The organism is Nitriliruptor sp. (genome assembly GCF_040882075.1).
Lineage (GTDB): Bacteria > Actinomycetota > Nitriliruptoria > Nitriliruptorales > Nitriliruptoraceae > Nitriliruptor.
In genome coordinates, this window is record NZ_JBBEBZ010000211.1 from 42,812 (window position 1) to 56,538 (window position 13,727).

General features: G+C 70.6%; 13 protein-coding genes. 9 read left to right on the forward strand and 4 right to left on the reverse strand.

All coding sequences use genetic code 11. The features are described 5' to 3' along the window. Positions 1-88 precede the first annotated feature (88 nt). Both WEB03_RS15480 and WEB03_RS15485 read left to right on the forward strand, forming a co-directional pair. On the forward strand, positions 89-1,441 hold the full coding sequence (locus WEB03_RS15480) for an NAD(P)/FAD-dependent oxidoreductase (RefSeq protein ID WP_368071831.1): 1,353 nt from the start codon (positions 89-91) through the stop codon (positions 1,439-1,441). Between the two features lie 393 nt (positions 1,442-1,834). Further along, the gene (locus tag WEB03_RS15485) at positions 1,835-2,434 is read left to right on the forward strand and encodes a maleylpyruvate isomerase N-terminal domain-containing protein (RefSeq protein ID WP_368071818.1); all 600 of its coding nucleotides are present in this window, start codon (positions 1,835-1,837) and stop codon (positions 2,432-2,434) included. Between the two features lie 231 nt (positions 2,435-2,665). On the opposite strand, the gene WEB03_RS15490 is transcribed toward WEB03_RS15485, so the two are convergent. Then, positions 2,666-4,312, reverse strand: coding sequence for a potassium transporter Kup (locus WEB03_RS15490; protein WP_368071819.1), 1,647 nt, complete (start codon positions 4,310-4,312; stop codon positions 2,666-2,668). 7 nt (positions 4,313-4,319) lie between these two features. Further along, the gene (locus tag WEB03_RS15495; protein WP_368071820.1) at positions 4,320-4,658 is read right to left on the reverse strand and encodes an ArsR/SmtB family transcription factor; all 339 of its coding nucleotides are present in this window, start codon (positions 4,656-4,658) and stop codon (positions 4,320-4,322) included. Between the two features lie 158 nt (positions 4,659-4,816). Between WEB03_RS15495 and WEB03_RS15500 the strand changes: the two genes are divergently transcribed. Together WEB03_RS15500 and icd are read left to right on the forward strand one after the other, a co-directional pair. Continuing rightward, a complete protein-coding gene (locus tag WEB03_RS15500; RefSeq protein ID WP_368071821.1) occupies positions 4,817-6,544 on the forward strand; it encodes a SulP family inorganic anion transporter in 1,728 nt (575 codons plus the stop codon). Between the two features lie 83 nt (positions 6,545-6,627). Then, positions 6,628-7,833: an NADP-dependent isocitrate dehydrogenase gene (gene icd / locus WEB03_RS15505; protein WP_368071822.1), complete on the forward strand. Its 1,206-nt coding sequence runs from the start codon at positions 6,628-6,630 to the stop codon at positions 7,831-7,833. A 175-nt stretch (positions 7,834-8,008) separates the two neighbouring features. Here the strand turns inward: icd and WEB03_RS15510 are convergent, their stop codons facing one another. After that, entirely contained in the window at positions 8,009-8,311 is a 303-nt protein-coding gene (locus tag WEB03_RS15510; protein WP_368071823.1) for an anti-sigma factor, read from the reverse strand. Continuing rightward, the gene (locus WEB03_RS15515) at positions 8,308-8,868 is read right to left on the reverse strand and encodes a sigma-70 family RNA polymerase sigma factor (RefSeq protein WP_368071824.1); all 561 of its coding nucleotides are present in this window, start codon (positions 8,866-8,868) and stop codon (positions 8,308-8,310) included. Before WEB03_RS15515 ends, WEB03_RS15510 begins: the two co-directional genes overlap by 4 nt. Positions 8,869-9,031: 163 nt before the next feature. Here WEB03_RS15515 and WEB03_RS15520 point away from each other — a divergent pair, with 163 nt between their 5' ends. From WEB03_RS15520 to WEB03_RS15540, 5 genes are all read left to right on the forward strand, one after another. After that, positions 9,032-10,309: an ABC transporter substrate-binding protein gene (locus WEB03_RS15520; RefSeq protein ID WP_368071825.1), complete on the forward strand. Its 1,278-nt coding sequence runs from the start codon at positions 9,032-9,034 to the stop codon at positions 10,307-10,309. A 41-nt stretch (positions 10,310-10,350) separates the two neighbouring features. Beyond that, the gene (locus WEB03_RS15525) at positions 10,351-11,220 is read left to right on the forward strand and encodes an ABC transporter permease (protein ID WP_368071826.1); all 870 of its coding nucleotides are present in this window, start codon (positions 10,351-10,353) and stop codon (positions 11,218-11,220) included. Then, entirely contained in the window at positions 11,217-12,080 is an 864-nt protein-coding gene (locus tag WEB03_RS15530; protein ID WP_368071827.1) for an ABC transporter permease, read from the forward strand. Before WEB03_RS15525 ends, WEB03_RS15530 begins: the two co-directional genes overlap by 4 nt. Next, complete coding sequence (locus tag WEB03_RS15535) at positions 12,077-13,225, forward strand: ABC transporter ATP-binding protein (RefSeq protein ID WP_368071828.1); 1,149 nt, start codon at positions 12,077-12,079, stop codon at positions 13,223-13,225. The genes WEB03_RS15530 and WEB03_RS15535 overlap by 4 nt, the downstream gene beginning before the upstream one ends. Continuing rightward, a partial coding sequence (locus tag WEB03_RS15540) for a CDP-alcohol phosphatidyltransferase family protein (RefSeq protein ID WP_368071829.1) occupies positions 13,222-13,727 on the forward strand: 506 nt, incomplete at its 3' end. The genes WEB03_RS15535 and WEB03_RS15540, both read left to right, overlap by 4 nt.

Consider the following 13,727-nt stretch of genomic DNA (forward strand, 5'->3'; position numbering starts at 1 on the left):
CAGCGCCTCGAACGTCTCGAACATGCCCTACTGGACGAGCACCGGTGACCCCTCCGACCGCCGCCCTATCCCACACATGGAGTCCTCGATGTCCGCTACCTACGACCTGATCGTGATCGGCGCCGGGATGGCGGGCGTCAACGCCGCCAACAAGTGCGGCGCAGCCGGCTGGCGCGTGGCCATCGTCGACGAACTGCCCTACGGCGGCACCTGCGCCCTGCGGGGATGCGACCCGAAGAAGATCCTGCGTCGCGGTGCCGAGATCATCGACGCCGCCCGCCTGCTGCAGGGCCGAGGCATCGACGCGGGTGGCCTGGCCATCAACTGGGCCGACCTGATGCGACACAAGCGCGGGTTCACCGACCCGGTCCCCGACGACATGGAACGTGGACTCGCCGACAACGGCGTCGACACGCTGCACGGCACCGCCACCTTCACCGGCCTCAACGAGCTCGCGATCGACGGCCGGCCGTTGAAGGCCGATCGGTTCCTGATCGCGGCCGGCGCCCGGCCCCGGCCGCTGGATCTCCCCGGTGCCGAGCACCTCATCGACAGCACCGAGTTCCTGCACCTCGACGTGCTCCCCGGCCGGGTGCTGTTCATCGGCGGCGGGTTCGTCAGCATGGAGTTCGCCCACATCGCCGCCCGCGCCGGCGCCATGGCCACCGTCATCGATCGCGGCGAACGGCCGCTCAAGGGCTTCGACCCCGACCTGGTCGACCTGCTCGTCGAACGCTCCACCGACGTCGGCATCGACATCCGTGCTCGCACGTCCATCGCCAGCATCGAGCCCGCCTCGGACGGCTACGAGGTCACCATCGAACGCGACGGCGCCGAGGCCCGCATCGAGGCCGACCTGGTGGTCCACGGCGCCGGCCGGGTACCCGAGCTGTCCCGCCTCGGCCTCGACGCCGCCGATGTCGCAACCGGACCCCGGGGCGTCGTCGTCGCGCCGCACCTGCAGAGCACCACCAACCCCGCGGTCTGGGCCGCGGGTGACGCGGCCGACACGCCCGGCATGCCGCTCACCCCCGTCGCGGTGTTCGAGGGCAAGGTCGCCGCCTCCAACATGCTCGAGGACCAGACGACCGCACCGGACTACGACGGTGTGGCCACCGTCGTCTACACCATCCCCGAGCTCGCCCGCGTCGGCATGCTCGAAGCCGATGCGCGCCAGACCGGTATCGACCTCGACGTGCGTTACCGGGACACGAGCAGCTGGTTCTCCAACTACCGCGTCGGGGAGCGAACAGCCGCCACCAAGATCCTCGTCGACCGCGACACCGACACCATCGTCGGCGCCCACATGCTCGGACCCGAGTACGGCGAACTCATCAACTTCTGCGCCCTGGCCATCGAGCTCGGCCTCACCACCCGCCAGCTGAGGTCCATGACCGCCGCCTACCCAAGTGTCGGCTCAGACCTCGGCTCCATGCTGTAACCACTCGACTTCCGGATGCCCGGCGCCTGCAACCACGGCTCATCGCCATCCGCAGTTCGCTCGCTGTTCACGGTGTGCCGCCGAGCGGGGTCACGCCGCCTCGGCATCCGCTGCGCAACGCCCCGCTTGCTGTGGTCAGACGAGTAGCGTCGCGACCGGGTTCCGCCGGCTCTCGGCGACCGCTCGCGCTGCGGGCCGAGGTTCGCAGAGGACACCCGTGGCTCGCACGACCGGTCCCGAGCGGCAGCCCGGCCCGCCTGGAAGGAACTTTCCGGCAGCGTCGACGTCTGACCATCGTCCCGAACCAACGGACCGTGCTCCCCGTTGCTGATGTCTCACGGATCCGGTGGTCGCGTGAGAGACTCGTCGCATCCGGTCGGGAGGGACAGCGCGATGGGGAGCGAGGCTGCCTCGTCCGGGGACGGCGCGACGGCCTTGGCGGTCCTGGCGCTCATCGCCGGCGACCTCACGCGGCTCTTCGAATCGGTGCACGGAGTCGACTGGGATCGTCCGACGCCGTGTACCGAGTGGACCCTCGGCGATCTGACCGAACACGTCACTGGCGGCAACCGCTTCACCATCCGCATCCTCAGCGGTGACACGTCGGCAGATGCCATGGCTTCTGCCCGGCGATCCTTCGCTGAGGACCGCGACACCCGCCGGAGCCTGGTGACGTCCACGCTCGAGCTCGTCGACCATCTCGGCGTTGCCGGGGTGCTCGACCAGATCTACCACCACGTCGACGGCGACCTGTCCGGTCACGAGGTTCTTCGCCTGCGACTTCACGATCTGATCATCCACACCTGGGACCTCGCCCAGGTCCTCCAAGCCACACCTGCCCGTATCCGGCCAGAGCTGGTGAGCTGGGCACTCGCCGACATCTCAGCCGACGAACTCACGGCACGACACTTCGGCCTCGAGCTGCCCACGGACGGCGATGCGAGCTCGGACCAGGACACCCTGCTCTCAGCGTTCGGGCGACGAACTCCTTGATCGGATCGAGAGCCGCATGTGGCACAGGACCCGGGGCCAGCCGGATCGCGCGGCCGAACCATCCTCATCGAAGCGGTCCGCTGAAGTCCACGTTGGTCCGGGCGAAACGCCGTCTCTCGCGCCGTCACTCCAGCGCCCTTCCGGAGCCGTCGCGCCGAACGGGCACTTCGACGGACGTGCGTGTCAGATCTCGATGATCGCGCCGACCTCGATGATGCGGTCAGGTGGGAGTCAGAAGTAGCGCACGGCGCTCGCGGCGTTGCGGTGTAGCAGCGTGAACAGGCGCTCGCGCCAGGGCCGCATGCCGGGGATGTCCGGGTTCGCGACGATGGTCTCGCGGCCGAGCACGTAGACAGCCTGCGGTAGGTCGATCCCTCGGTCCGCGCGGAGCGCGCGGTCCAGCGTCCGGGGAACATCGGGTTGTTCCATGAACCCGAAGGTGAGCAGCACCTGGGTGCACCCTGCGCCGAGGTCGTGGATCTGTGCGCGTTGATCGGCCGCAACCCGCGCGAGGTCCGCGACCTGCACGGTGACCACGACCACGTGGCGGTGCAGGACGCCGTGGGTGGTGAGGTTGGACTCGAGCGCGGTCGGCACGTGGCCCGGTTCGGCGCCGAGGTAGATGGCGGTGCCGTCGGTCCGTGGCGTGGCCTCGGCCGCGGCGACGAGGTCCGCGAGGTCGCGTGCACCGAGGCGCCGCCGCGCGGCGGTGTGGCGGCGCCCGCCGCGCCAGGTGGTCATCACCGTGAAGATGACTGCGCCGACCAGCAGCGGCAGCCAACCGCCGGCCGGGATCTTGACCACGTTCGCGCCGAGGAACGCGATATCGAGCGCGAGGAACGCGGCCCCGACCCCGACCACGGCAGGTAGCGACCAGCGCCACCGTTCACGGGCGACGACCAGCAGCAGGACGGTGGTGATGATCATCGTGGAGGTGACCGCGATCCCGTAGGCCGCCGCGAGGGCCGTGGAGCTGCGGAAGGCGAGCACGAGCCCGATGCAGGCGACCATCAGGGCGACGTTCACCGCGGGGAGGTAGACCTGCCCGAACTCGCGCGACGACGTGTGATCGATGCGGACCCGCGGGAGGTAGCCGAGCTGGATCGCCTGCATCGTGATCGAGTACGCCCCGGAGATCAGCGCCTGGGAAGCGATGACGGTCGCCGCGGTGGCGAGCGCGACCAGCGGCAGCAGTGCCCATCCAGGGGCCATCAGGAAGAACGGGTTGCTGGCCGCCTCGGGATCGGCGAGCAGCAGGGCGCCTTGCCCGAGGTAGTTCAGCACCAGGGCGGGCAGCACGATCGTGACCCATCCGAGCTGGATCGGGCGGCGGCCGAAGTGGCCGAGGTCGGCGTAGAGCGCCTCGGCGCCCGTGACCACCAGGAACACACCGCCGAGCGCCAGGAACGCGACGCCCGCCACCGCGATCGGCACCACCCAGCCACCGAGCGCCGGCGCGGCGAGCTGCAGCCCCTCGACCGCCGCGAGCACCGAGATCGACGGCGTGATGATCCCATCGCCGTAGAGCAACGCGGTCCCGAACAGGCCGAGCCAGACGAGCAGCCGCCGACGTCCGGTCGCCGGCCCTCCGGAGGGCAGGACCAACGCGGTCAGGGCGAGGATGCCACCCTCGCCGTGGTTGTCCGCACGCATCACCACCGCGAGGTACTTGAGGCTGACCACCAGCATCAGGGCCCAGAACACCATCGACAGGATGCCCAAGATCCCCGCCGTGTCCGCGGCCCGGCCACCGGTCGCGTGGATCGCTTCCCGGAAGGCGTACAGCGGCGAGGTCCCGATATCGCCGTAGACGACACCCAGCGCACCGAGCGACAGCAACGCGAGGTGCCCACGGTCCGGTGCCGGCGGCCTGCTCATCGTGCCGCTACGCCTCGTAGCTCATCCGGCCGAGATCTGCGAGCACCTCCTGGTCGTTCTCCAGCGAGGTGGTCAGGATCTGTCGTCCCACCTCCAGCAGTTCGAACACCCTCGGGACGGTGACCTGGTAGATCACCGTCGAGCCGTCCCGATGAGAATCGACCACGCCGGAGCGGCGCAGGGTGGTCAGGTGCTGCGACAGCGTCGAGCCGCCCACCCCCACGGCCTCGGCGATGTCGGCGACGTTGGACGCGCCGGCACGCAACACCTCGAGGACGCGGATGCGCACCGGATGCCCGAGCGTCTTGAACAGCTCGGCCTTGAGCTCGTACACGGGACGGGTCACGTGACAGCCTCTCGCATCGGACCAACCTGGCCCCGGCCGACGAACTCCCGCCGTCGGAGCTCGCTGACGTAGATTCACGTTATCGTGAACAAGCGTAGCACTGTACGATCGGGTGGGCACCCGCTCGGGTGACCCGCAGACCTGCTTCCGGGGTTCCGATGCTGTCCTCGCTCGCCCGCTTCCTGCCGCGCCGTGCCGACTACGACCTGTCCGCTTTCCGAAGCGATCTGATGGCCGGTGTCACGGTGGCGGTCGTTGCGCTCCCGCTGGCGCTGGGGTTCGGGATCACCTCGGGTGCTGGAGCGGCCGCCGGGCTCTACACCGCCATGGCAGCGGGCATCCTGGCGGCGGTGTTCGGCGGCTCGAACCTGCAGGTCTCGGGGCCGACGGGCGCGATGACGGTGGTGCTGCTGCCGCTGGTCTCGCAGTACGGGGTCGCAGCGCTCGCGCCGGTGGGGATCCTGGCCGGCCTGTTCCTGCTGGTCTTCGCCATCGTTCGGATCGGCAGGTTCATCCGCTACATCCCCTACCCGGTGATCACCGGGTTCACCATCGGGATCGCGGTCATCATCTTCCTGCAGCAACTGCCGGGGTTCCTCGGGGCACCCGCGGGTGAGGGCGAGCAGGTGGTCGTGGCCAGCTGGCAGACCCTGCGTGCCTTCGCCGACGCCCCCGGGTTGGCCACCCCGATGCTGGGGATGCTGACCGTGGGCGTCATGATCGTTTGGGGGCGAAGCGAGCGGTTGCGGGCCTTCCCGGCCAGCATGGCGGCGCTGCTGGCCGCCACCGGCCTGTCGCTGCTCCCGGTGTTCGACGCCGTCGCGCGCATCCCCGCGATCCCCACCGGCCTGCCGCTGCCGACGCTGCCGAGCCTGGCCGGGCTTGAGGCCACCGACCTGGTCCGTGCCGCCCTGGTGATCGCGGTGCTCGCCGCCCTCGAGAGCCTGCTGTCCGCCGTCGTGGCCGATGGCATGACCATCGACGAGCGACACGACCCCGACCGCGAGTTGTTCGGACAGGGCATCGCCAACCTCGGCAGCGCGGTCATCGGCGGCATCCCCGCCACCGCCGCGCTCGCCCGCACCGCCGTCAACGTCCGCTCGGGTGCTCGCACCCGGCTCGCGGCGATCATCCACGGGCTGATCATCGCCGCGATCATGGTCGCGCTCGCACCGCTGGCCTCCCGCATCCCGCTGGTGGCGCTGGCCGCCATCTTGATGGTGGTGGCCGCACGCATGGTCGAGGTGGTCGAGTTCCGCGAGATCGTGCGCGCCACCAAGTCCGACGCCGCCACGATGCTGCTCACCCTCGGCGTCACGGTGGCGTTCGATCTGATCCTGGCCATCGAGGTCGGCCTGATCGTGGCCGGTGCCCTGTTCGTGACCCGCATGTCGCAGCTGTTCCAGGTCGACCCGACCGTCCTCGGTGGTGACGAACCACCCGTACACGAGAACCGGGTAGCCGCAGACGCCGAGCGTGAGGTCCGCCGGGACGACCTGGTGGTCTTCCGCATCGAGGGTCCGATCTTCTTCGGCGCTGCGGACCGGTTCTTCGAAGAGCTGCTCCGCGTCGACCACCACATCCGTATCGTCGTGTTGCGACTGCGGCGTGTCCCGGTGATGGACGTCACCGGCGCCGCCGCTCTGCGGGCGCTGGTGGACCGGCTGACCCGCCGCGGCATCGTGGTGATGATGTCCGGCGTACAGGACCAGCCCCGCAGCGTCCTGGAACGCACCGGCATACTGGCCCAGGTCACCCGCCAGGGCGACCACCTGTTCGACGACACCGACCAGGCCATCGCCCACGCCCGGCAGCATCTGGCCAACCACGACCACACCCACCCCGCCCGAGCGGCCGACCAGAGCTCCGACGCGACCACCCCGTGACCGGCGCGCCCACCCCACCCGAACGGTGACCGCAACGATCAGCTCGGGTCCAGCATCGTCCCCGTGAGACCGGAGATCGCGTCATGCCCCAACCCATCACGTTCGAGGATGCAAGCCTCCAGGTCCCCGACGAACCGATCATCCCCTACATCGAGGGCGACGGCATCGGACCCGAAGTGTGGGCCGCCACCCGCCAGGTCGTCGACGCCACGTTGCGGGCCACCTACCGCGGCCGGCGGGCCATCCACTGGACCGAAGCGCTGGCCGGCCAACGCGCCCACGACGAAACGGGCAGCTGGCTGCCCGACGAGACCCTCGAGACCCTCGAGAGCCATCTGGTGGCCATCAAGGGCCCCCTGACCACACCGGTGGCGGGTGGGATCCGCTCGCTCAACGTGCAACTACGCCGGGAGCTGGACCTGTACGCCAACGTCCGGCCGGTGCGATGGTTCCCTGGACTACCCAGCCCGCTGCGGCATCCCGAGCTCGTCTCCGCCGTCATCTTCCGTGAGAACACCGAAGACGTCTACGCCGGCCTCGAGGTGGCAGCCGACAGCCCCCAGGCCCGTGCACTGCGGCCGCTGCTCAAGCAAGCCTGCGGCTGGGACCTCACCGACGACACCGGGATCGGCCTCAAGCCGATCAGCCGGACCGCCTCGAAGCGTCTGGTCCGCGCCGCGATGCGCTACGCCATCGACCGGCAGCGGCAACGCGTCACCCTGGTCCACAAGGGCAACATCATGAAGCACACCGAAGGTGCCTTCCGCGACTGGGGCTACGAGGTCGTGCGCGACGAGTTCGCCGACCACGCCGTCCTCTTCGATGACTGCGCCGGCGACCCCGGAGCGCGGATCCTGGTCCAGGACCGCATCGCCGATGCGATGTTCCAGGACATCCTCCTGCATCCCGAGCGCCACCAGGTCATCGCGACCACCAACCTCAACGGCGACTACCTCTCCGACGCTCTCGCCGCCCAGATCGGTGGCATCGGGGTCTCCCCCGGCGCGAACCTCAACGACGAACGGGGCCGCGCGCTCTACGAGGCCGTCCACGGCACCGCGCCCGACATCGCCGGACGCGACCTCGCCAACCCGACCGCGATGCTGTTCTCCGCCGAGATGCTGCTGCGACGGATCGGATGGACCGAAGCCGCCGACCACATCGAAACCGCGGTCGAGACCACCATCGCGACCGGCACCGTCACCGCCGACCTCGCCCCCCGCGTCGACATCGCCCGCCCGGTCGGCACCCGTGAGTTCACCGACGCGGTACTGGCACACATCGCCTGAGCCCGGCGACGTCTACGAGTTGGACCAGCTCGTGCGCGAGCGTCGCATGTGACCGGCTCGTGGCCCTCGACCTACACACGCCACGCTTGGATCGATCCCTCGCCCGGTTGCCGGCGGCGATCTCTGCCAGACGGGCGTCGATGGCCGACGGGCTCACCACCGTCGAGGCCACGGGTCAGGACGAGGGGGCCGACGGTCCGCCTGCAGCGTCGTCACGCGTGAGCCGGTCCACGAACCCGGTGAGCCGGCCGATCGCTTCTGGATCGAGGTCGGGGCGCTGCCGCTTGATCGCGTCCACGACACGCTCGACCGTGGCCGCCTCGATCCCGCACCGTTCGCAGTGCTCGAGGTGCTCGGCGACGAGTTCAGCGTCCTCTGGGCCGAGTTCACCGTCGAGGTAGGCCTGGAGGACCTCGCCGACCACGTGGCATTCGGGGTCGGGCGGCAGCGGCAGCGGCAGGCGGCGGCGCAACCTCAACGTTCGACCTCCATGAACCCAGCCTCCTCGAGGTGCGCTCGAACCTTGCGTCGAGCGCGGTGCAGTCGGCTCATGACCGTCCCGACCGGTACCCCGATCACGTCTGCCGCCTCCTGGTAGGTCAGTTGGTCGAGGTCCACGAGCGCGATGACCGCGCGGTGGTTGGCCGACAACCCGGCGAGTGCCTCCCGCACCAGCGGGTCGAACTCGTCGTGGAAGGCCAGTTCGGAGGTTCCGTCCTGACGACCGTCCGCCCCTCGCGCCGGCAGCCGTTGGGCGACCTCGTCGTCGAGGAGATCGGGCTGGCGCTTGCGGAGGCGGTTGATGTGGGTGTTGCGCAGGATCGTCAGCAGCCACGCTCGCGGGTAGCGACCGTCGAAGCCATCGAACCCGCGGTACGCGCGGAGCAGCGCGTCCTGGACCAGGTCCTCCGCCTCCGTGGGCGTGCGCGTCAACCGTCGCGCGACCCGGTAGAGCACTTCGAGTTCCGAGAGCACCTGCTCTCGGAACCGGTCCTCACGCGTCTCGTTGGGCACCTGACACACGCTACCGCTCATGCACCCATCCTGGTCGCTTCCGCTCTCGGACAACCCAACGGGGGCGGGTTCCCTTCCATCTCCGCGCAGCGGACGGGAAACATCCCTCGTACGACCGTGTTGACGAAGCAGCGCCGGCGGCCAAGCCGGCGGTCCAGGCTGCTCTACCGGAGGTCGCCACACCGTGCCCCACCGCATCCGTGCCGTCGTCCCGCTCCTCCTCGTGGCACTCACCGCGACGGCCTGTAGCTTCACCGCGGCGCCGGGGAGCGACGGCGCGGAGGGGGCCGAGGTCGACCCGTCGGAGTGGAACGACGTGGTGGCAGCCGCCGACGGCGCCACGCTCGACCTGCACATGTGGGGTGGCAGCACCGAGATCAACCGGTTCGTCGACGAGGTGTACGGGCCGCGGCTCGCCGAGTTGGGCATCACCCTCAGTCGGGTGCCGCTCGCGGACACGGCCGATGCTGTCAACGCGGTGCTCGGCGAGCTCGAGGCCGGGCGTTCATCAGGTGGCTCGGTCGACCTCATCTGGATCAACGGCGACAACTTCGCCACGATGCGGCAGGCGGAGGCGCTGCTGATCGGCTGGGCGGAGGAGCTGCCCAACGCCGAGCTGGTGGACTGGGACGACCCGGCCGTGGCGTTCGATGCCGGACTCGCCGTCGAGGGTGCGGAGTCGCCTTGGGGCAGCGCCCAGTTCCAGTTCGTCCACGACACCGCCCGCACCGGTGAGACGCACCTGCCCCGTTCGTACGCGGAGCTCGCCGACTGGATCGTGGCGAACCCGGGTCGGTTCACCTACCCGGCGCCGCCCGCCTTCCACGGGACCCGGTTCCTCAAGCAGTGGTTCTACGAGCTCAGCGGCGGTCCGGATGCGTGGGTCGGGTCGTTCGACGAGGATGCCTACGCGGAGGCAGCCGCGCCGCTGTGGGCCCTGCTCGACGACCTGCGGCCTCACCTCTGGCGTGGTGGCGAGACCTACCCGGGTGACATCGCCGATCTCGACCAGCTGTTCGCCAACGGCGAGGTCGACCTCACCTTCACACTGCTGCCGGCCGGGATCGGCGCCAACATCGACGCGGGGACCCTGCCGGCGACCGCACGACCCTTCGTGTTCGACACCGGCACCATCGCCGACCACCACTACCTGGCCATCCCTGTCAACGCCGGCGATCCGGCCGCGGCGATGGTGTTCGCCGACCTCGTCCTCGACCCTGATCTGCAGGCGGCCAAGCTCGACCCCGCGGGGGGCTGGGGGGATGGCCTCGCCATCGCTTCCGACCGCGTCGACGCAGCCCAGGCGGCCGCCGTGGGCGACATCGTCGACGACCTCGGTGAGACCGCCGTCGACCAGGAGCGGCTCGCAGCCGTCCGGCTGCCCGACTCCCTGGGCGCGCTCACCCGGGCGCTGGACCAGGACTGGGACCGCTTCATCCGTCAGCGCCAGCCACGCTCGTGATGGGCCGAACGTCGACGGTCGTCACCCACCTCCGACGTACCTTGCGCCACGAGAGCGTGCGGACCTGGGGGCCGCTGGCCCCAGCGCTCGGCCTCGTAGTGGTGCTGTTCGGTGGTGCGGTCGGACTGGCCCTGCTCCGCTCGCTCGGCCTCCTCGCCGGTGGGACGGGTGCAGGTCCATCGCTCGACGCCTACCGACGCCTGATCGCGGACCCGGAGTTCGGCCGTTCGCTGCTGCTGACCCTCCACGTCGCGGTGACCTCCACCGTCCTCGCCATCGTCCTCGGCATCGGCGCCGCGCTCCTGCTCCGGCGTCTCGTACGCGGTCGGCAACCCGCCACGACCCTCTTCCAGCTGAACCTGCCGCTCCCCCACGTGGTCGGGGCGGTCGCGATCCTCGCGCTCCTCGGCCAGAGTGGACTGCTCTCTCGGGTGGCCGCCCAGACCGGGATGATCGAGGGGCCAGCGAGCTTCCCGGCGCTCGTGTTCGATCCCTACGCCATCGGCATCATCGTCCAGTACGTCTGGAAGGAGGTGCCGTTCATCGGGATCGTCGCCCTGGCGATCCTCCGATCGACGGGGGACGAGCTCGAGGAGGCGGCGCGCACGCTCGGCGCGTCACCCTGGCAGCGGTTGCGTCACGTGATCCTGCCCCTGCTGCTGCCCGGTGTCCTCTCGGCCGTCGTCATCGTGTTCGCCTTCACCTTCGGCACCTTCGAGGTCCCGCTCCTCCTCGGTCGGAGCTTCCCGGCGGTGCTGCCCGTCCTGGCCCACCAGCGCTACACCGACGTCGACCTGGCGGCCCGTCCCGAGGCGATGGCCATCAGCGTCGTCATCACCGTGCTCGTGTTGGCGGTGGTCCTCGCCGGCTCCGTACTGGCCCGACGGACCATCAGGCAGGAGGCGCGATGACCGCGGTCGACGCCCGACAAGTGCAAGGCTCGTCGGCGCCTGCCGGCGTCGCTGGACAGCCGCAAGGAACGGGCCGATCCGTCGTCGTCGGTGCGATGCTGCTGCTGCTGCTCGCGCCGTTCGTCCCGCTCGTGCTGGCCAGCCTCGCGGAGGGCTACTTCTTCCCGCAGGTCCTGCCCGACCGCTGGAGCACCCGCGCCTGGCGCATCGTCCTCGACCCCAGCGGCCGGACCTGGTCCGCGCTCGTGGACACCGTGACCATCGGGGTCGCGGTCATGGTCCTCTCCCTCGTCGTCGCGATCCCCGCAGGCCGGGTGCTCGGGACGCGGCGGTTCCGGGGGAAGCGGGTCGTCGAGCTGGTGTTGCTCACGCCGGTGCTGGTGCCCGCCGTCGCGGTCGCCATCGGTATCCACGTCGTGTTCCTGCGGCTCGGGCTCGCCGGCGGGATCCCCGGCGTCGTCCTCGCCCACCTGATCCCTGCGACCCCGTACGTGATCCTGCTCAGCGCCGGGGTGTTCGCGAACGCCGACCTGGAGCTGGAGGCACAGGCCCGCTCGCTGGGAGCGAGCTGGTGGAGGACACGGCTGCACGTCACCCTCCCGCTCGTCGCGCCCGGCCTGGCCGTCGCCGCGCTGTTCGGGTTCCTGGTCTCCTGGGGGCAGTACGTGCTCACGCTCGTGATCGGAGGCGGCAGGGTGGTCACGCTCCCGATCCTGCTGTTCGCCACCGCCTCCGGCGGCGACGCCTCCGTGACCGCCGCGACGGCGCTCTTCCACAGCCTGCCCGCCGTCGTGCTGTTGGTGGCCACCACCCGGGTCCTCGGCGGTCAGGGCTTCGCGACCTTCGGAGGGACGCGATGACCGACATCCGCCTCGAGGGGCTCACCCGCCGCTACGGGTCCGTGACGGCGCTGGACGGTCTGACCCTCGACATCGGCGGCGGCACGGTCACCGCGCTGCTCGGCCCGTCAGGGTGCGGCAAGACCACCGCGCTCAAACTGGTGGCCGGACTGCTGGACCCCTCGGGCGGACAGGTCCTCTTCGATGGCCACGATGTCACCGACGTCCCAGCCGAGCGTCGCGGAGCGGTCATGGTCTTCCAGGACCACCGACTCTTCCCCTACCTGTCCGCGGGCGACAACGTCGCGTTCGGCCTGAAGATGCGGGGCGTCCCGCGACGCCAGCGCCGCCGCGAGGCGGAGGCCGTGTTAGAGCGTGTCGGACTCGACGGCCTCGCGGACCGCCACCCAGCCGAGCTATCGGGTGGCCAGCAACAACGGGTGGCGCTCGCCCGGGCGCTGATCCTCCAGCCCGAAGTGCTGCTCCTCGACGAGCCGCTGGCCAACCTCGACGCCCACCTGAGGGAGGGCATGCGTGAACTGATCCTCGACGTCCAGCGCGAGCGCGATCTCACCACCGTGGTGGTCACCCACGACCAGGAGGAAGCGGTCGTGCTGTCCGAGGACATCGCGCTGCTCTTCGACGGCCGCCTCCACCAGCACGGCGCCCCACGCACGTTCTTCGAACACCCCGCCACCGAACGGACCGCGAGGTTCTTCGGCGCAGCCAACCTGGTGGCCGGGCGTCGGCACGGTGACCGCGTGCACACGCCCCTCGGGAGCCTCCGGGTCCCCGACGGAACTCCTGGCGGACCCGACGTGTGGCTGACGGTGCGACCGGAGCGCCTCGTCGTCGGCGACACGCCCGCCGCCGACGGACAACATGTCCAGGGACGGGTCGTCTCCTCGGCGTTCCTGGGGACGCGGACCCGCGCGACCGTGGAGGTGGCGGGGGTACGCCTGACCGTCGACGTCGCGGACGACGCCCTGGCCGACGTCGGTCCCGGGAGCCTCCTCACGCTCGGGCTACCAGCCGAGGCGCTGTGGACCGTCCCCCGAGAAGCCACGGCGGGGCCCACGCCCCGTGCGGCTGACGAGCTCGGTCCCGTCGCAGCCAGCGCCGACGGGACCGTCACCTCGCCGCCCGACCGACGGACGCAGCCATGATCGACGCCGAGGTCCGTGCGGCGCTCGCGCCCACCCTCGACCGGATCGCCGTTCGTCTCGCCCGCCACCGGGTCCCGCCGCTGGCGGTGACCGCGATCGGGCTGGTTCTGGCGTTGGCTGCCGCGACGGCGGCCGCCTTCGCGCTGTGGTGGCTCGCGTTGGCCCTGTGGCTGCTCTCACGGATCTCCGACGGGATCGACGGCCCGCTGGCCCGCGCGAGCGGAGGAGGGACCCCGCTCGGGGGCTGGGCGGACATCTCCGCGGACCTCGCGGCCTACGGCAGCTTCGTCGCGGGCTGTGCGATCGGGAACCCCGATGCCCGGGTGGCGTGCCTGGTGCTGCTGCTCACCTACTACGTCAACGGCGGTTCGCTCCTGGCCCTGTCCGCCGCGGCGACGGAGCGCCGGATCGAGCGGCCGGACGAGCGGACCTTCCACTTCCCGCGCGGTCTCGCCGAGGGCACCGAGACCATCGTGGTCCACAGCCTCATGGTCCTGCTGCC

Bases quoted from the DNA above. Each gene is read 5' to 3' on its own strand.
- WEB03_RS15480 (WP_368071831.1), top strand. From the start codon at position 89: ATGTCCGCTACCTACGACCTGATCGTGATCGGCGCCGGGATGGCGGGC.
- WEB03_RS15485 (WP_368071818.1), top strand. From the start codon at position 1,835: ATGGGGAGCGAGGCTGCCTCGTCCGGGGACGGCGCGACGGCCTTGGCG.
- WEB03_RS15490 (WP_368071819.1), bottom strand. From the start codon at position 4,312: ATGAGCAGGCCGCCGGCACCGGACCGTGGGCACCTCGCGTTGCTGTCG.
- WEB03_RS15500 (WP_368071821.1), top strand. From the start codon at position 4,817: ATGCTGTCCTCGCTCGCCCGCTTCCTGCCGCGCCGTGCCGACTACGAC.
- icd (WP_368071822.1), top strand. From the start codon at position 6,628: ATGCCCCAACCCATCACGTTCGAGGATGCAAGCCTCCAGGTCCCCGAC.
- WEB03_RS15515 (WP_368071824.1), bottom strand. From the start codon at position 8,868: ATGAGCGGTAGCGTGTGTCAGGTGCCCAACGAGACGCGTGAGGACCGG.
- WEB03_RS15530 (WP_368071827.1), top strand. From the start codon at position 11,217: ATGACCGCGGTCGACGCCCGACAAGTGCAAGGCTCGTCGGCGCCTGCC.
- WEB03_RS15535 (WP_368071828.1), top strand. From the start codon at position 12,077: ATGACCGACATCCGCCTCGAGGGGCTCACCCGCCGCTACGGGTCCGTG.